Origin of the sequence: uncultured Roseibium sp. (genome assembly GCF_963675095.2) — a bacterium.
Lineage (GTDB): Bacteria > Pseudomonadota > Alphaproteobacteria > Rhizobiales > Stappiaceae > Roseibium.
In genome coordinates this window covers 34,388-51,160 of sequence record NZ_CAXXSJ010000045.1, presented here as the reverse complement: position 1 = coordinate 51,160, position 16,773 = coordinate 34,388, and the positions used below count along the sequence as shown (strand labels likewise).

General features: G+C 58.1%; 15 protein-coding genes. 7 read left to right on the top strand and 8 right to left on the bottom strand.

The window, feature by feature from the left end; all coding sequences use genetic code 11:
- The 3 genes from ABIN98_RS16710 to ABIN98_RS16700 all read left to right on the top strand — a co-directional run.
- Positions 1 to 1,073, top strand: a 1,073-nt coding sequence (locus ABIN98_RS16710) for a helix-turn-helix domain-containing protein (RefSeq protein ID WP_346911718.1), incomplete at its 5' end; no start/stop codon positions are given.
- Positions 1,070 to 2,164, top strand: coding sequence for a helix-turn-helix domain-containing protein (locus tag ABIN98_RS16705; RefSeq protein WP_346911717.1), 1,095 nt, complete (start codon positions 1,070 to 1,072; stop codon positions 2,162 to 2,164). The genes ABIN98_RS16710 and ABIN98_RS16705, both read left to right, overlap by 4 nt.
- A gap of 110 nt (positions 2,165 to 2,274) precedes the next feature.
- On the top strand, positions 2,275 to 4,281 hold the full coding sequence (locus tag ABIN98_RS16700) for a hypothetical protein (protein ID WP_346911716.1): 2,007 nt from the start codon (positions 2,275 to 2,277) through the stop codon (positions 4,279 to 4,281).
- A gap of 244 nt (positions 4,282 to 4,525) precedes the next feature.
- Here the strand turns inward: ABIN98_RS16700 and ABIN98_RS16695 are convergent, their stop codons facing one another.
- A complete protein-coding gene (locus ABIN98_RS16695; RefSeq protein WP_394701528.1) occupies positions 4,526 to 4,780 on the bottom strand; it encodes a hypothetical protein in 255 nt (84 codons plus the stop codon).
- Between ABIN98_RS16695 and ABIN98_RS16690 the strand changes: the two genes are divergently transcribed.
- Positions 4,664 to 5,002 (top strand): hypothetical protein, encoded by a 339-nt coding sequence (locus tag ABIN98_RS16690; protein ID WP_394701530.1) that lies wholly within the window; start codon positions 4,664 to 4,666, stop codon positions 5,000 to 5,002. The genes ABIN98_RS16695 and ABIN98_RS16690 overlap by 117 nt on opposite strands.
- Positions 5,003 to 5,042: 40 nt before the next feature.
- Here ABIN98_RS16690 and ABIN98_RS16685 read toward each other — a convergent pair whose 3' ends face one another.
- The gene (locus tag ABIN98_RS16685; RefSeq protein ID WP_346911715.1) at positions 5,043 to 6,047 is read right to left on the bottom strand and encodes a helix-turn-helix domain-containing protein; all 1,005 of its coding nucleotides are present in this window, start codon (positions 6,045 to 6,047) and stop codon (positions 5,043 to 5,045) included.
- A 373-nt stretch (positions 6,048 to 6,420) separates the two neighbouring features.
- Between ABIN98_RS16685 and ABIN98_RS16680 the strand changes: the two genes are divergently transcribed.
- Both ABIN98_RS16680 and ABIN98_RS16675 read left to right on the top strand, forming a co-directional pair.
- Positions 6,421 to 7,434 (top strand): DUF1214 domain-containing protein, encoded by a 1,014-nt coding sequence (locus tag ABIN98_RS16680; RefSeq protein WP_346911714.1) that lies wholly within the window; start codon positions 6,421 to 6,423, stop codon positions 7,432 to 7,434.
- A 24-nt stretch (positions 7,435 to 7,458) separates the two neighbouring features.
- Entirely contained in the window at positions 7,459 to 8,967 is a 1,509-nt protein-coding gene (locus tag ABIN98_RS16675; protein ID WP_346911713.1) for a DUF1254 domain-containing protein, read from the top strand.
- Positions 8,968 to 9,029: 62 nt separating this feature from the next.
- On the opposite strand, the gene ABIN98_RS16670 is transcribed toward ABIN98_RS16675, so the two are convergent.
- The 5 genes from ABIN98_RS16670 to ABIN98_RS16650 all read right to left on the bottom strand — a co-directional run bounded on the left by ABIN98_RS16670 (position 9,030) and on the right by ABIN98_RS16650 (position 14,336).
- Positions 9,030 to 9,854, bottom strand: a complete 825-nt coding sequence (locus ABIN98_RS16670; RefSeq protein WP_346911712.1) for a phosphodiesterase — start codon at positions 9,852 to 9,854, stop codon at positions 9,030 to 9,032.
- An 83-nt stretch (positions 9,855 to 9,937) separates the two neighbouring features.
- The gene (locus ABIN98_RS16665) at positions 9,938 to 11,200 is read right to left on the bottom strand and encodes an extracellular solute-binding protein (RefSeq protein WP_346911711.1); all 1,263 of its coding nucleotides are present in this window, start codon (positions 11,198 to 11,200) and stop codon (positions 9,938 to 9,940) included.
- A gap of 117 nt (positions 11,201 to 11,317) precedes the next feature.
- Entirely contained in the window at positions 11,318 to 12,262 is a 945-nt protein-coding gene (locus tag ABIN98_RS16660; protein ID WP_346911710.1) for a carbohydrate ABC transporter permease, read from the bottom strand.
- Complete coding sequence (locus ABIN98_RS16655) at positions 12,259 to 13,179, bottom strand: sugar ABC transporter permease (protein ID WP_346911709.1); 921 nt, start codon at positions 13,177 to 13,179, stop codon at positions 12,259 to 12,261. The genes ABIN98_RS16660 and ABIN98_RS16655 overlap by 4 nt, the downstream gene beginning before the upstream one ends.
- Positions 13,179 to 14,336: an ABC transporter ATP-binding protein gene (locus ABIN98_RS16650; protein ID WP_346911708.1), complete on the bottom strand. Its 1,158-nt coding sequence runs from the start codon at positions 14,334 to 14,336 to the stop codon at positions 13,179 to 13,181. Before ABIN98_RS16650 ends, ABIN98_RS16655 begins: the two co-directional genes overlap by 1 nt.
- Before the next feature lie 120 nt (positions 14,337 to 14,456).
- On the opposite strand from ABIN98_RS16650, the gene ABIN98_RS16645 reads away from it, so the two are divergent.
- On the top strand, positions 14,457 to 15,347 hold the full coding sequence (locus ABIN98_RS16645; RefSeq protein WP_346911707.1) for a LysR family transcriptional regulator: 891 nt from the start codon (positions 14,457 to 14,459) through the stop codon (positions 15,345 to 15,347).
- A gap of 26 nt (positions 15,348 to 15,373) precedes the next feature.
- On the opposite strand, the gene pncB is transcribed toward ABIN98_RS16645, so the two are convergent.
- Positions 15,374 to 16,666, bottom strand: a complete 1,293-nt coding sequence (gene pncB / locus ABIN98_RS16640; RefSeq protein WP_346911706.1) for a nicotinate phosphoribosyltransferase — start codon at positions 16,664 to 16,666, stop codon at positions 15,374 to 15,376.
- Positions 16,667 to 16,773 lie beyond the last annotated feature (107 nt).

Sequence of the window (16,773 nt, the reverse complement as noted above, 5' to 3'; positions counted from 1 at the left end):
TATTGTTCCCTGAGGCCGAAAACGGCGAGCGAGACCGTATTGCTCCGGGCTGGCGGCTGGAAACGTCCCATTTGCCGGCAAGGGATCAGTTGCCGTTCCTCGTGCAGGAACTGGCGGCTTTCGCGCGGGAAGTCTTGCCCTTGCCGGGACGGTTGCCCGAGGACGGGTTTTACTCGGATTGCCGGGGCTATTTCTTACCGGGATTGCCCCTGATGACCGTCAAGTCGGACGGGTATTCGTTTCTGCCTCCGGAGAAAAAGGACCCCACCCTCACGGATAGCTATCCCTGGATCCTGATGGTGCGTCTTCAGGGAAAGGCCGAATATGTCGTTGATGGCAAGCGCTTCCGATACGGCCCCGGCAGCGTGAACGTCAGAACGCCGGACAATCAGCAGGGCGGGACCCTGACCGAAAGCGAACAGGTGATGGTCTATCTGGAGGCCGATCAGGTCAGTGGCCTGGAGGATACCTTGAACTGGCTGGGCTCCGCGGAAGGTGCGACTTCCGTTCATCCCCTGCTCGGACATTACCTGGCCGCGCTGGGGGGCGTATTGCCCGGGATTTCCAATCAGGACGCGCCAACCGTCGCCTCGACCACGATTGCGATGATCCGTGCCTGTGTTTCGCGCCATCCCGATGAAATCGCGGCGGCCAGTCATCCGATGCGCGCGACCCGGCTCGATATGGCCCGAAAACACGTGGACGCCCATTTGAAGGCGCCGGAGCTTTCGTCCGATCACATCCGGTCGGTCCTGGGCCTGTCCAAGCGGCGTATGCAGGATCTCTTCGAGGGCTACGGCGGGGTGCAGAATTACATCCGCACCCGGCGGCTGAACGGATGTTACCAGGCGATCCTGTCCGATCAGGAGGACCGCCCGATCATGAAGATCGCGGAGGATTACGGGTTCTCCAACAGCGCCCATTTCAGCCGGGCCTTCAAGGCCCAGTTCGGCTGGTCGCCCAGTGAAGCCCGGGACATGGCGAAACACAATCTCAATGCCTCCGGCTATGAAAGCTGGCTGAGAGACAGGGGAACACTCCATCCAACGGACCCCGGGAGGGGCGAAGCGTGACGGCTGCGAAGACCGATCAGGCATCAGACGACCCGTCTGATCCAGCGTCGGGAGACGGGGATCGAGCCGCAAGGATCGCCGACCGGCCGGTCCGGGTCGATCGTTTCACCACCGAAGGTCACAAACCGCGCCATCAGTTCGCCTGGTGGTACGCGTTGATGTCCCCGATCCTGGAGGTGTCCCCGGTGTCAACGCCGGAGGCGGATTTCCATGCCAGCGGCCGGGCCTATGATCTGGGATGTCTGCACCTTGTCAGTCTTCGGATGAATTCGCTGTCGTTTCGGCACACTCAGGAGCACATCGAAGGCACAGGCATCGACCCTTGGTGCCTGACCGTGATGAAGACCGGGGCGCTGGCTTGCGACGCAAATATGGGTGGTTCTGAAATCACGGCGGGATCGCTCGGTGTCCTCTCTTTCGCGGAGCCTTTTACGGGACGCGCGTCCGCTACGGACACACTTAACCTGTTCTTGAATCGCGACGATTTTCACGATTTTGCCGCCGGGCTTGACGCGATCGCCCAAAGGCCCGTGTCCGGACCGATGACGTCCCTTCTCAGGGAATTTCTGCTGAATGCGGAGGTCTATCTGCCTTCCATGAAGGCCTCCGAGGTTTCCATGTTCCTGGAAAGCCTGACCCTGCTTTTACGGGCTGCCGTCAGCCCGAGTGGCGAAGCGATTGCGGCCGCGGACCTGCCGGTGTCCGCCGGCCGGTTCAATCTGGTCCGCAGGCATATCCAGGATCATCTCGCCTCTCCGGACCTGGGGGCGGCGTCGATCTGCAAGGCCTTGAACCTGTCGCGCCGCCAGCTCTACTACCTGTTTGAGCCGCATGGCGGCGTCGCCGGTTTCATCAAGCAACGAAGACTGACCGCCGCCTGCCGGGCGCTGGCCAATTCAAATGACCACAGGCTGATCAGCACGATCGCCTACACCTACGGCTACACCAACCAGGCGCTGTTTTCCCGCCATTTCCAGGCCGAATTCGGCTTCGGCCCACGCGAAGCCCGCGCCGCCAAACTCTGCGGATACCTGCCGCAGGCGTCGGCGCCGAAGAGTTTCGCGGAATGGCTCGGCCGAGGATCGCGGTAGCCAGCGATTATGTTTGGTGGATAGACTGGCAATAAAATATAGACAAAAAACGTATAAAAGTTACATTCAAACTAGTATGCAAATTCAATTGAGAGATTGAGAGTATTATTATGTTTAATAGATTTATTTCGACATTTTTATTAAGTATATTTTTCAGTTTTTCTGCATTCGGGAGCGAAAAATTCCAAGAATCGGATTTTACGAAAGTCTCGAATCTCGATTTTAGGTCAATAGAAACATTATTTATGCTCCAAGAAAAAAGGGAGCAATCACGGGTTCGTTTTGAAGAATTTATAGTGAAAGTAGCGACTGAAGACAAAGAAAAATCAGTTTGGCTAACAAAGCAGCTGCTAGAATATAAAGATATGCGTGAGTTTTCAAATTCTATTCAAGAGAAATACGGATACAATCTTCCGCCATGGCCTTCTGAATGGAAAGATGCTGCTAGTGAGGCTTATCGTTTGAAGAGTGATGTTCAATTTTCACAGCAAGCGTTAAATGACGAAACTGCTAAAATGGGGAAGTTTATATCTTCGGAGGAACTCAAGTGGGTCGAGGATATATTGGTTCGCTTCACTTACAAGGAGTGGCGGAAGTTTACCGAGCTTGCGGAAATGAACCCTTCGCTGCGAAATTTGGCTTTAAATAAAAAAGAAATCAAAAATAAAGATGAAGTTAGAAATGCAATAGAAAACTGCGCGAAGATTAAGAACGTCGAATATAGCTGTAATTTTGCTATCGATAATTATTTTCAAGAGAATGACAAACTTAATAAAATCATTGCCATGAATTCCCTTTATGCTGGTCTCTTTATTTCAAAAGCAGAGCCGGGCCTAGCCCAAACGCGAAAATTGATTACCGATCTTATTCCGGAAACAAAGGCGGAAAATCGCGATAACGACGCTTTTGAAAATGTTGAATCAATGATTATGGCAAATTTTGCTCTTGAAGATATTATAAAAGATGCAGTAAACGATAAAAATTATGAAGAATTTGTAAGAAAAATTTCTTTAATAATGAAAAATCCGGTACATAATTTTGGCAAGCGTATAGCCTTAGAGCTAATATATCAAAAGTTACAAGATAAGACCTTTGACTCTGAGAGCTTAAAAGAACTCGAAGGAGCTCTTGTTCTCATGGCTTCGGATATGAATAAAACTTTAGAAAATCGAGATTATACAGGAAGGTTTTTCGAGGAATTAGAGCCAAAATTAGCGGATCTGAAGCCCGCAAGAATACCCTATTACGCTAATCCGGATCATGCTCGGTTACGTTTCAAAGAGGGCGGAGGCTATGACTTTAAAGCAATTCTTTCCGGTGCAAATTATTGGGATTCTGTAAGAGATAAAAAGAAGGATAATGAAAACCGGAATCGCAGATCGACGTTTGATGATTACATTCGCGATGCAGGTAACGATAGTAGAGTTTCTTACTATTTTAGGAATACAGAAGCCATTGAAAAAGAAAGAGCTCGGAAGCTTGCATTGCAAGCGTTAATTGAAAAGAAAAAAGCTCAACGAAGAGAGGCGATTTCCGCAGGTCTGAGCAAGAAATATAATACCCCGTGGCCTACAGATAACGATTTTGATAAGCAGATCGCATATATTAAAGAAGGTAAAATTGAGAAAACCAATCATGTATTCGATATCCAGCAGGCGATGCATTATATTTTATTTATGCGCGCGTTCTCAGAAATTTGTATGGACGAACATCATGGCCTAGCTGCAACGAAAACTACCACCGTCGATGTGGGTGCTGGCTGGAGTATCTCTAACACGCAAATTGGCCGAAATGATATTCTGACCACTTATAATCATAAATATAGAGAAGAAGAAGTAGTTAGCGTTCGTCTTCCGTATGAGGATGAATGGATTTATGACGGGGTGCAGGGTTACTCTTCGGCGATATTCCAAAGAAATATAAAAGAAGGTTATGTGTATCCTGGTGTTGGTGGTGGTGTTCTGCAGGGCTTTGCTGCTTTTGCTCTTATCCAGAAATCAATCGTTGGAAAGCACAGGAGACATTTACGCGGGATTGGGTGTTCATCCGAAGAAGCTTCGAGATTCTATGAAAATGTCCAAATACTTGGGCTTATTCTAACGACGAGCGATCATTAATCTCTTTTGACAAAGTCACGTAGCCGGATGCGTGCGGCCGCCAGATTGAGGAAAGCGCCACGATTGTTTCGGTTTTGTCCAATGGGGTGACGATCCTGCGGACCTGTTCAATCGTGTTGAGCATTCGCTCGGTCCGGTTCCTGTCCTCGCAGACTAGGAAACCGCAAGTTATCGGTTCCCCGCAATCTGGTTTTGGCGGGATAACTGAAGGGGTGCAAGCGAGCAGCAGGCCTTAGCGCAAGCATCATCTTCGTATGGCCTCTCTAAACCAACACCTCCATGGCTTCCCGCTCGCCGACCCCGAACACGCGCTTGTAGCGGGCGATTTTTCGTCAGCCGGGCCCATGGCCTTGTTCGGGTTGTCGCTGAGTTTCACCGTCGGGTGACCGTTGGCGGTGACGGCCTTGCAGACCAGGGAGAAGGGAGCAAGCGCATCGCCGGCGGTGAGGCCACGGAAGTCGTTGCTGAGCAGCGTGCCCCAGCCGAAGGAGGTGCGCACGGGGCCGGAGAACTGCTGTCCAATTCGAATGACCACAGGCTGATCAGCACGATCGCCTACACCTACGGCTACACCAATCAGGCGCTGTTTTCCCGCCATTTCCAGGCCGAATTCGGTTTTGACCCACCCGAAGCCCGCGCCGCGAAACTCTGCGGTTCCCTGCCGCGAAACTCGGCGCCGAAGAGTTTTGCCGAATGGCTCGGCCAGGGGCGCGGTGGCTAGAGGCTTTCATCGGCTTTATATCGCCATCTCCTTCCGGTCTTTAAAGCTGACGGTACTGGGATGGCGCAACATCGAAGAATTTCTGAAAGGCGCGTCGGAAGCTGTTGGGTTCCTCGTAACCGAGGGCAAAAGCCGTTTCGGCGATGTTGAGATCGCCGGTTGAGAGCAGCGCCGCCGCACGGCGCATGGTCTCCTCCAGCCGCAATTCGCGAAAGGTGTAGCCCTCGGTTCGCAGGCGTCGTTGAAACGTCCGGATCCCGAGACCGAGCCGGGACGCCACCACATCCTCCGGAGCATTGCCAACCCGCAATTGAAGCTTGAGGAGATCGCGAACGACATCTGAGAAACTGGACGGGACGGCACTTCCGGCAAGGCTCGGCAGATCGCTAAATGTCAGACGGGCTTGTCCGTCCGGCGGCGAAGGATTGGGCAGCAGAAGATCGGAGAGAGGAATGGCAAGTCCCGCCATGGGTCCCAATCGGACGGGAACATTGGCATAATGTCCTTCAGCCAATGTTCTGCCCGGCAAGCCGTCGCGTGCGGGGCGTTCTATCCAGGCTGGCTTCCAGCCCGGTCCCGCAAAATTCCGCATGAAATCGGTGAACAGCAACGGAATCGCTTCCTCGATGTGCCGTGTTCCAATCGTGCTTTCGATCCCCGTCGAATACCGCAGGACCAAGCAATTTTCCGTGATGGCGGTTTCGAAATGCGATGCGCTGACAATGAACGACAAGGCCTGTTTGGCCCGTCCCAGGGCTTTGGCGACGTTCGGCGCTTCCAGAACATATTGCGCGTAGTTGCCAAGGTCGCCGTAGCGGATCTTCGTACCGATCAGCGCGCCCAGGTGCGGCTCGCCCAGTTTGCGCGCGGCCTCCTCGAACCATCGGGCCTGAAGCTGGTAAGGGGCGAAGGCCGGCGGTCCCTCACAGAAGGTATCCTCCAGTCCGACCGACCGGGTGACACTTCGGGTGAATTCAGGCGTGGTGAGATCCGTCAGGATCCGGGCAGGGGCGACCATGAGCCGGGTATTGAACAATTTCGCCATGGCACCTTTCTCCGGCCCGAGGCCGTGTTAGCAAGCGTTGCCAAGAGCCGATTGCTCTTGATCGCCATTCAGCCGCAACAGAACCAACGAACCTGAATCATCATAAGCAGAAATACGGGAGAAGTGCGAATTGTCGCAAAATGATTACCGGAGCCGGAAAAACTTACTCTAGGTTTTTACCAAGTTGGACCCACCAGGCACATGATGGGATAAAATTTTTGCTTCAAATGCGGGACGACCCGACTGGGGCACCAGACGCGACGCTTACATCGTATTTTTCCCGCCATTTCATCCCGTCCGGCCCCGAGAGTCTCAGCGGGACCTGACCCTTCCCTGAAGTCCAGCCAGTGAATTGACCGGAAAGGATGCCGGAATGAGATTGCTTCTGACACTCGCGCTCTGCGCCCCGATGCTTGCTCCCACTCTGCTTCATGCCGAGGAGGTGACCATCGAAAACCTCGTGCGGGCCGAGTCCGACACGATGTTTCGCGCCGGTCTGGCGACCAACAAGATCGAGGTGGGTGAAATCAGGCACGAACGAAAGCTGACTTCGGCCGATGAACCCCAACCGATTATCCGTGCCAACCAGGACACGCTCTATTCCGTGGTCGTGCTGGATTTGTCCTCGCTGGCGAAAATCACGCTGCCGGACGCCGGGGACCGCTTTCAGTCCATGCTGGTGATCAGCCAGGACCACTACAGTTTCGTGGAAGCATCGCCGGGCACTTACGAGCTGACCGAGGAAGAGGTGGGTACGCGCTTCGCATTCGTGCTGTTCCGAACGTTTGTCGACGTCGGCGATCCGGACGATCTTGCGAAGGCGCATGCTGCGCAGGATGGCATCGCGGTCAGCGGCGGCGGTGCCGGCCCGTTCGAAGCCCCGGACTGGGATCTGGAAAGCCTGGCGGAGGCGCGGAAGGCCGTGAGCGATCTTGCGAGCGCAGTCGGCTTCAATGCCAGCCGTGCTTTCGGCCGAAAGGACGAAGTCGACCCCATTGATCACCTGATCGGCGCCATGGCCGGCTGGGCGGGTCAGCCAGCCACAACGGCCAGCGCGGCCATTGAAAGCGTCGACGCCAATGACGGCACAACGCCTTATGCGGTCACCGTCAAGGACGTGCCGGTGGATGCCTTCTGGTCGATCACGGTCTACAACGCCGCAGGCTATCTGGAACCCAACGATCTCGGCCGGAACAGCTACAACAATTTCTCCGCAAAGCCGAACGACGATGGTTCCTTCACGATCCATTTCGGTGGCTGTGACGACGGCCGGACGAACTGTATTCCGATCACGCCGGATTGGAATTATGCCGTCCGGCTGTATCAGCCCCGCGCTGAAATACTCGACGGATCCTGGGTATTCCCGTTGCCGGAAGCCGTGAAATAGGTGTCAGGTGGGAGGATAGTCCAGATGAACCGGTTTTCACTTTCAGCGTCGCTCCTCGGTCTGTGCCTCGTGATCGGCACCTCCACGGCCCAGGCGCAGACCTATGCAGCCGATGTTCCCGACTCGGTCACGACGCCCGACGTGGTCGAGACCGAACGGCTCGGTGCCCTGAAATTCTTTGACGGCATGCCCGATGAAGAAACCGTCAGGAAGGTTTACGACAACATCGACTTCTCGCGCGGCGTCGAAACCTTTCTGACCGGCATTCCCTCCGCCTCCATTTATGGGCTGTGCCACGGCATGGAGGAAGCCGGGATCCCTGCGCACACGGTCGGTATTAGCGAGAAGCTGCTCGACGCCCGTTCGTTGTGGCTCACCGCGCAGTCGACCACCGTCTACGTCGTGTCCTGCCTCGACCTGAAACAGGGGCCGGTCGTCATGGAGGTTGCTCCCGGTCTCCTCGGCGGCGTCGACGACGCCTACTTCCGCTGGGACACCGATATCGGCATCACCGGTCCGGACCAGGGCCGCGGCGGCCGTTACCTGTTCCTGCCGCCACATTATGACGGCCCGGTACCGTCGATGGGCTATCACGTCATCCCGACCAGGACGAATATGCATTGGCTGTTCGCCCGTGCCTTCGTGACCGATGCCGGGATCGAAGCAGCGGTTGCCGGCGTCAAGGCGCAGATGAAGGTGTATCCGCTCGCGCAAGCGAAAGCCCCGCCGGAACAGGTCTTTGTCGACTATTCCGGCAAAAAGATGAACACCGTCCATGCCAACGACGTCACCTTTTTCGACGAGTTGAATGCGGTCGTCCAGAATGAACCGGCCGATGCGTTCGATCCGGAAATCGCCGGCCTGTTCGCCTCGATCGGCATCAAGAAAGGTGTGCCGTTCGAACCCGATGCACGGATGAAGAAGATCCTCACCGACGCCGCTGCCGTCGGGAATGCAACGGTCCGCGCAATCACCTTCCGCCCGCGCGACCGGGACCGTTTCTATTTCTACCCGGACCGCAACTGGTACACGAGTTTTGCCGGTGGCAGCCACGCGTTCATCGACAATGGTGCGCGCGGTCTCGACGACCGGGCGATGTTCCACTACTCCGCGACCGGGATCACCCCGGCGATGGCCTCCCCGCAAGTCGGCACCGGATCGATCTACGCCTTCACACCGCATGATGCGACCGGCGCCTACCTTGACGGCGGCAAGACCTACAAGGTGACCCTGCCCGGGCCGGTGCCTGCGAAAGACTTCTGGTCCTTTGTCGTCTATTCGACCCAACACCGCTCGATGCTGGAGACCGATCAGAGGCTTGCCGGCCTCGATAGCACGCTGCCCGACGTCAAACCGAATGAGGATGGCTCCTATACGGTCTGGTTCGGCCCGAAGGCCCCCAAGGGCAAGGAAGGCAATTGGGTGCAGACCATGCCGGGCAAGGGATTCATGGTCATTCTTCGTCTCTATGGCCCTCTGGAACCCTGGTTCGACAAGACCTGGAAACCGGGTGACCTGGAACGGGTCGAGTAGGATCAGGAGCGGGTCATTCGATCGCGGTTGCCGCGGCCCTGGCCGGGTTGGGGCCGCCTGACCTATCGGATCATGGTCAACCGGTCCCAGTCGGCATAGTCCGGCGAGCCTTCTCTGCGGATCTCTCCGGCGTAGCCGAACTCGACCATGTGCACCATGGTGCTTTTTTCGTCCGCCAGAATGACTGCATAAGACTCCGGCAGATCGGAACTGCTCAGGTTGGCGACGGCACCGAAATCCGGCCAGCCGGCGTGGTTGGTTCCGCGCGGAGCGCTGAACGGGACGCCGTGCAGGGAGCCTGAAAGCGGCAAGTGGCAATGGCCGTGGAAGATATGGGCGATCTTGCTGGAATGCCTGGCGATGACATCGGCAAAAGCCTCGGCATCCAGCAGCATGATCCGGTCCATGGGGGCGATCCCGATCGGGACCGGGTTGTGGTGCATGAACAGCCAGACCTTGCTGTCGCATACCTTCAGTTGGCGATCGAGCCAGGCCAGCCGCGTTTCGCAATAGAAGCCGGCGTGGCTTTCAGGACCCCAGGTGTCGAGCGTCAGCCCCGTGCCGAGCGGCAGGTCGAAGGCGGACTGGACATAACCGTTTTCATCCGCAAGTTCGGGGAAGACCGACAGGAACACGTCCCGCTCGTCGTGATTGCCGATGCACAGGTGAACCGGCATCGGGACATGCGACAGAACCTCCTTCAGGCGTTTGTAGTCGTCCGCATCGCCCCAGTCGGACAGATCGCCGGTAATGATCAGCGCATCCGCATCCGGATGATTGGAAATGGCATGATCGAGCGCCTTTTTCAGATTTTCGTTCGGTTCGCGGCCCGCGATGGTCTGACCCGGCGCGGTCAGATGGATGTCGGTGAGTTGCAGGAGCTTCACGCTTTCCCCCTTGTCCTTGTCTTTATCTGTATCGTTGAGAAAAAACGCCGCCCGGAGATATCCGGGCGGCGCGTATCCGCAAATCAGTTGCCGGAGGGCAGCAGATCCTGCGTTTCCTCGGCAAGCTGTTCCTGCAGCTCTTCCATGTCGTCGTATTCGCCGGTCACGATGCCTTCCATGCCGTCATAGATGACCTGCGTGATCGCCAGGCCGTTGTCGCCCGGATAGGCCTGCCAGTCGCGCAGAAGCGGCAGCTGGCGGACGGCGGTCTCCTTGTTGGGGTTGTTCTTGTAGAAGTCGGCAAGGATCACCTCGTTGGCAGCCTTGTTCGGCGGCATGTAGCCGGTGGTGCGTGCGACTTCGGCAGCGCCCTGTCCGGAAGTGATGAACTTCAGCCACTTCCAGGCTGCGTCGAGAACCTTCGGATCTTCCGAGGTGGAGACCAGCATGGCCGCGTTGCCGCCGGCCGGCAGGCCCTTCGGACCGGACGCATCAATCCCCGGGAATTCGTTGGTCTTCATCACGAAATCGCCCTTGGCGCGTTCGACGGCGCCGAGCGCGGAGGTCGACCAGTACATCATGGCGATCTCGCCGGCAGAGAAGGAGGCAAGCGCGGCCTTCCATTCGATGTTCTTCATGTCGCAGCCGCGGAAGATCTTGTGCATGGTCTTCAGGGACGTCAGGCCTTCCGGCGTGTCTATCTGGATGTCGTTGCCGATCATGGTCGGCTTGTCCTGGGTCCACATCAGAGACTGCAGGAACCAGTTGCCGGTGATGTTCCAACCCCAGAAGACCGGGTTCTTCACGCCGGCGTCCTTCAGCTTGCCGCAAGTCTCGACGACTTCGTCCCAGGTCTTGGGCATCTGGTCCGTCGAGGTGATGCCGGCCTTGGCCATCAGGTCCATGTTGTAGTAGCCCACCGGCAGAGACACGGAAAACGGCAGGCCGTAGACCTTGTCGTCAAAGGTGCCGAGTTTCAGCATGGCTTCGTGGTAGCCGTCCTTGGCGAAGTCTTCCTCGCGCACGATGAACGGTTCCAGGGACTTGGCGATGCCCTTGTCGACCAGGATCGCCTGGCGGTTCAGGCCCTGCATGGTCACGTCCGGCAGTTCGCCGGCGACGGCCTCGCGCAGGATGGTGTTGGACGCGTCCTCATAGGATTCGTAGGACGCGCGCATCTTCACTTCGATGTTCGGGTACTGCTCGTTGAACAGCGGCAGGATTTTTTCGTAGGTGACGTCGAACAGGTGGCTGTAGGGATACGCGAATTCGATCGTGACCTTGTCTTCCGCCTGGGCCGTTCCGGCCGCCAGAAGAAACGCTATTGCAGTCAGGCACTTTTTCATGGAAGTCTCCGTCATGTTGCCGTGGGAGCGGTCAGGTCGCCAAACTCGCCCGTTCCCTGTTGTTCCCCTTTCGGGAATTCGGTGATCGGGCCGCCGTTCCGGCGGCCCTTTTTGTCTCTACTTCATGCCACTCAGGGTGATGCCCTCGATGAAGCGCCGCTGGGCGATCAGGAAGGCCACGATCAGCGGCGCCACGATGATGGTCGCCGTTGCCATCATCGGGCCGAAGTTGTCGCCGTCCGCGTCGCCCTTGAATTCGCGCAGGCCCAGAGGCGGCGTGAACAGCGAGCGGTCGCCGGTGATGACGATCCGCGGCCAGAAATAGTCGTTCCAGTGCGCCACCACCGAGAAGATCGCGAAGGCCAGCAGCGCCGGGATCGCGGTCGGCAGCATTACGTTCCAGATGATCGAGAACTCGCTCATTCCGTCCATGCGGGCCGCGTCGATCAGGTCGTCGGGAACCGTCATGAAGAATTGGCGCATGAGAAAGATGCCGAAGACGGAGATGGACCAGGGAATGACCAGGGCCGCGTAGGTGTTCGTCAGTCCGAGCTTCGCCAGCATGATGTAAAGCGGCAGGGCGATCGCATGGACCGGGATCAGAAGGCAGAAGAGAACCAGACCGAAGACCGCCTCCCGTCCCCAGAACCGCAGCTTGGCGAGGGCATAGGCACAGGGCAGCGCGACCAGCACCTGGATGAAGAAGATCGATGCGGTGACGATCACGCCGTTGAGCAGGTAGCGCAACAGCGGCGCCTTCTGGAACGCGGTGGTGTAGTTGTAGATCACCGGCGTGACCATGCAGTCGGCCACGTCCTTGCCGAGCTTCACGCAATAGTCGTCGCGAAAGGCTTCCTGGGCGCCGAAGAAGCCGCCGGTGTTCTGCATGATTTCTGCGGGGCTCTTCAGGCTGTAGCTGACCATCACGTAGAACGGCAGCAGCACGACGAGCGCACCCAGGATCAGCACCGCATGCTTGAGGGTCTCGCCAACGGAGAACCGGTAGCCATCCGTGTGTGCGGAGGACGAGGCAGTGGGGGAGGACAGGGTCATGTCGGTCATGCGTAGTGCACCCTTCTTTCGACCAGCCATCTCTGGATGACGGTCAGCAGCATCACGAAGGCGAGGAAGACGACGGTGATCGCCGCGCCGATGCCCATCAGGTTCTGCTGGATGGCCTTTTCGTAAATGGCGAACATCATCACGTAGACGGATTTCGACGGCCCGCCGCCCTGGGGATAGAAGGCCTCGACCGTGTCGAACACCTGGAACGAGCGGATGAAGGAGATGGTCACCACGAACACGGTCGTCGGTCCGAGCATCGGCCATGTCACCAGCCGGAAGCGGTCCCAGGCGGATTTCGCACCGTCCATTTCAGCTGCGTGATAGAGCTCTCTGGGCACTGAAGTAAGGCCGGCGAGGTAAAGCACCATATTGAAGCCGAAGCCCTGCCAGACGCCGATGAAGGCCACCGTCCAGATCGCGTAGTCGCGGTCAGTCAACCAGGTCGGAAAGCCGTTCGCGCAGCCTTGCGCGTACCAACCCCAGGTCTCCAGGAACGTGCCGCAGCCCTGTTCCAGTGTGCGGTTGACGATGCCTATGGTCGGATGCAGCGCGAATTCCCAGACGATCGCCATGGCGATCAGGGCCGCCATTACGGGCAGAAAGTAGATCGTCTTGTAAAGGTCAGAAAAACGTCTGGTGGAATGGATCAGCAGCGCGGCGCCGAGCCCGAGGCCGACCGACAGCGGCACGACGACGAACACATAACGGAAGGTGGCGCCGAACATTTTCTCGTAGGTCGAACGGGTCAGGATCTTGCCGTAGTTGTCCAGCCCGACCCAATGGGCATCGGGATTGCCGAGACTGTATTCGGTGAAGCTGAGCAGCCCCGCGATGCCGATCGGCATGAGCAGGATGACGACCATCAGAAACAAGGCCGGGCCGACGAACCACCAGTGGGCCTGGGTACGGGCCATCACGCCACCTCCGGCACGGCGGCCGCCGGCGTCTCGGACAGGTGGACCCTTTTGCCGTCCGACCCGAACACCATCGCTTCGCCGCGTTTGCGGACGAAGCGGACATCGTCGCCGATGGAAACGCGGCCGATTTCATGGGGCGCGGTGCGGACGACCATCCGGTGCGCTCCGTCCTGGACGGCCAGATGAAGATAAAGATCGGCGCCAAGGTTTTCCCGGTGTACGAGCCGTCCCGTCAGGCTGCCCGCCTCATCGCTGTCGGCAAGCGACAGATGTTCCGGGCGCAGACCAATGGTCACCTTGTCGGAGGCAGCACCTACGCCCACCCGGGACAGGACGACGTCGCCACATCGCGCCTGTCCGGCGCTGTCGATGACGCCCGGCAGGAGATTGATCTTCGGCGCACCGACGAATTCCGCCACCCGGATGTCGTGCGGATTGTTGTAGACCTCGTCCGGCGCACCGAGTTGAAGGATGTCCCCGTCCATCATCACCGCCATCCGGTCGGACATGGTGAGCGCTTCCGCCTGATCGTGGGTGACATAGACGAAGGTGGTTTTCAGCGAGCGGTGAAGCTCGGCGAGTTCGGATCGCATGTGGATGCGCAGCGCTGCGTCGAGATTGGACAGCGGCTCGTCCATGAGAAAGGCCACGGGCTTGCGCACCATTGCCCGGCCGAGTGCAGCGCGCTGCCGCTGACCGCCGGAAAGCTGGCCGGGCTTGCGTTGAAGCAGGTTCTCTATGCGCAGGATCCGGGCTGTCTCTTCCACCTGCCGGCGTATGTCCCGGTATTTCTCCCGGGCAAGCAGCGGGCCGATCCACGGCAGGCGCCCGGCGGTGGACAGGTCCCGCAGCCGCAGCGGCGTCATCATGTTGTCCTCGATGGTCAGGTGCGGGTAAAGCGCGTAGGACTGGAACACCATGGCCAGGTTCCGGTTGGCCGGGCGCACGCCGTTGACCACCCTGTCGCCGATCGACACCGATCCGGCGCTGGGCGCCTCGAGGCCGGCCAAGATCCGGAGCAGCGTCGATTTTCCGCACCCGGACGGCCCGACGAGCGTCAGAAATTCACCGGCCCTGATCGACAGGTCGATGTTTTTCAGAACCGGCGTTTCGCCGAACGACTTCCGGATCGCCTCTAGATGAATTTCAGACATGGTCCCGCCTTTTCTGGTCGCTGGCGGCACCCTAGACAGGCTGATTGAAATGTCTGTGACGTAATATTAGCGTTGCTAATGACGGCTAGAGTCTGTGGCGGAATCCAACACGGAACTGTCATGAACGACCGCCCGAGCCCCTACCAGATCACCGCTTTCACCTATGTCGCCCGCGAGAAAAGCTTCTCCCGCGCCGCGTCCCGGCTGGAGGTGACGCAATCCTCAGTCACGCAGCATGTGGCCAAGCTGGAACGGAAAATGGGGACCCAGCTGTTCGTCCGCCGCCGTGACGGGGTGGAACTGACGCGGGCAGGCAGCGAACTCTTCCGGATCACCGACCGGCTCGCGACCCTGGACCAACTGGTCACGGAAAAGGTCAACGACTACAGCTCCTTGACCGATGGCCACATTCGCCTGATCGCGAATGCGCCGCGTCCCGCCATGCCGATCATCGCGCGCTACGGCGAGTTGTTCCCGAAGGTTCAGATCGATTTTACGCTCTATGACTGGACCAGCGCCATGACGCTCCTGTCAGAGCGCCAGGTCGATGTTGCCATCATTACCGAACCGGAGCGAAGCGAGGCGCTGTTTACCCATGAACTGCGCCGCACGGTCTATATGGCCCATGTGCGAAAGGACCATCCGCTGGGCGCGCGCAAAAGGATCTCGTTGCGCGACTTGCAGCAGGAAACCCTCATTCTTCCGGAAGACGGTTCGCTGACCGAGAAGGTTGCCAAGCGCAAGATCCGTGAACACGGACTGGAGTTTCCGCGGATCATCCGCACCACCACGTTTCCGATGGTGAAGGAGGCGATCCTGCATGGTCTGGGCATCGGTCTGCTCCTGAAAAACAGCCTTTATCCCTCCGAAGAACTGGCAGCCATTCCCATCGACGAAATGGCGGAAGAATACAGCGACTGTATCGCCATCCCGGCGGACAAACGGGAGCTGAAACTGATCTGCAGCTTCCTGGATGTCGCAGTCGAGACAAAGGCCGACCGGCATTTTTGAACGCCGGAGTGTCTTTGATCCTTGCCTTAAACCAGCACTTCCATCGCTTCCTGTTCCCCGACGCCGAACACCCGCTTGTAGCGGGCGATTTCGTCGGCCGGGCCCATGGCCTTGTTCGGGTTGTCGCTGAGTTTCACCGTCGGGTGGCCGTTGGCGGTAACCGCCTTGCAGACCAGGGAGAAGGGGGCGAGCGCATCCCCTGGGGTCAGGCCGCGGAAGTCGTTGGTCAGGAGCGTTCCCCAGCCGAAGGAGGTGCGGACGCGGCCGGAGAACTGCTGGTGCAGTTCGATGATCTTGTCGGTGTCGAGTCCGTCGGAGAAGATGACGAGCTTTTTCGTCGGGTCTTCGCCCTTGGATTTCCACCAGTCGATCGCGGTCTCCGCGCCTGTGGCCGGATCGCCTGAATCGATGCGGATGCCGGTCCAGCTTGCGAGCCAGTCTGGCGCACGGTCGAGAAAGCCCTTGGAACCGTAGGTATCGGGCAGGATAATGCGCAGGTTGCCGTCGTGCTCTTCGTGCCAGTCGCGCAGGACGTCATAAGGCGCTTCAGCCAGGTCCTCATCAGTCTCCGCCAGCGCTGAATAGATCATCGGCAGCTCATGGGCATTGGTGCCGACGGCTTCCAGATCGCGCTGCATGGCGATGTGGCAGTTGGAGGTGCCGGTGAACTTGTCGCCCAGGCCTTCCGTCATCGCCTGAACGCACCAGTCCTGCCAGAGATAGGAGTGGCGGCGGCGGGTGCCGAAGTCTGCAATCCGGAGCCCGTCCAAGGGCTGCAAGCGTTCGATCTTTTCCCAGAGCTTGGTCATGGCCCGGGCATAGAGGATCTGCAGCTCGAATTTCTTCATGGAATTGATCACGGCGCGGGAACGCAGTTCCATAAGGATCGCGAGCGCGGGGATTTCCCAGAGCATGACCTCGTGCCATTTGCCCTCGAAGGTGAGCTCATACTGGCCGTCGTGCTTTTCGAGCGTATAGGCCGGCAGGCGCAGGTTCTCGAACCATTCCATGAAGTCGGAGCGGAACATCTGGCGCTTGCCGTAGAACATGTTGCCGCGCATCCACGTGCTCTCGCCGCGGCTGAGCGACAGGGAGCGGACATGGTCGAGCTGTTCGCGCAGCTCTCCCTCGTCGATCATTTCCGCCAGACGAATGTCCTTGGCGCGGTTGATCAGGGAGAAGGTGACGGTCGTTTCCGGCTTGTTGCGGAACACCGACTGGCACATCAGCAGCTTGTAGAAATCCGTGTCGATCAGCGAGCGGACGATCGGGTCGATCTTCCATTTGTGGTTATAGACGCGGGTGGCGATATCGACCATGTGTTTGGTTTTCCTCCGGTAACGGCGAGCATAAGGCAGGAGTGGCGCGGGAATTTCAAGCCTTGGGCGATAGGACGCCGCCTAAGTGATCCGGTCTCAGGCTCCGC

Excerpts from the sequence above, each read along its gene's own strand:
- ABIN98_RS16700 (WP_346911716.1), top strand. The coding sequence starts at position 2,275 with ATGTTTAATAGATTTATTTCGACATTTTTATTAAGTATATTTTTCAGT.
- ABIN98_RS16685 (WP_346911715.1), bottom strand. The coding sequence starts at position 6,047 with ATGGCGAAATTGTTCAATACCCGGCTCATGGTCGCCCCTGCCCGGATC.
- ABIN98_RS16680 (WP_346911714.1), top strand. The coding sequence starts at position 6,421 with ATGAGATTGCTTCTGACACTCGCGCTCTGCGCCCCGATGCTTGCTCCC.
- ABIN98_RS16675 (WP_346911713.1), top strand. The coding sequence starts at position 7,459 with ATGAACCGGTTTTCACTTTCAGCGTCGCTCCTCGGTCTGTGCCTCGTG.
- ABIN98_RS16665 (WP_346911711.1), bottom strand. The coding sequence starts at position 11,200 with ATGAAAAAGTGCCTGACTGCAATAGCGTTTCTTCTGGCGGCCGGAACG.
- ABIN98_RS16660 (WP_346911710.1), bottom strand. The coding sequence starts at position 12,262 with ATGACCGACATGACCCTGTCCTCCCCCACTGCCTCGTCCTCCGCACAC.
- ABIN98_RS16655 (WP_346911709.1), bottom strand. The coding sequence starts at position 13,179 with ATGGCCCGTACCCAGGCCCACTGGTGGTTCGTCGGCCCGGCCTTGTTT.
- ABIN98_RS16650 (WP_346911708.1), bottom strand. The coding sequence starts at position 14,336 with ATGTCTGAAATTCATCTAGAGGCGATCCGGAAGTCGTTCGGCGAAACG.
- ABIN98_RS16645 (WP_346911707.1), top strand. The coding sequence starts at position 14,457 with ATGAACGACCGCCCGAGCCCCTACCAGATCACCGCTTTCACCTATGTC.
- pncB (WP_346911706.1), bottom strand. The coding sequence starts at position 16,666 with ATGGTCGATATCGCCACCCGCGTCTATAACCACAAATGGAAGATCGAC.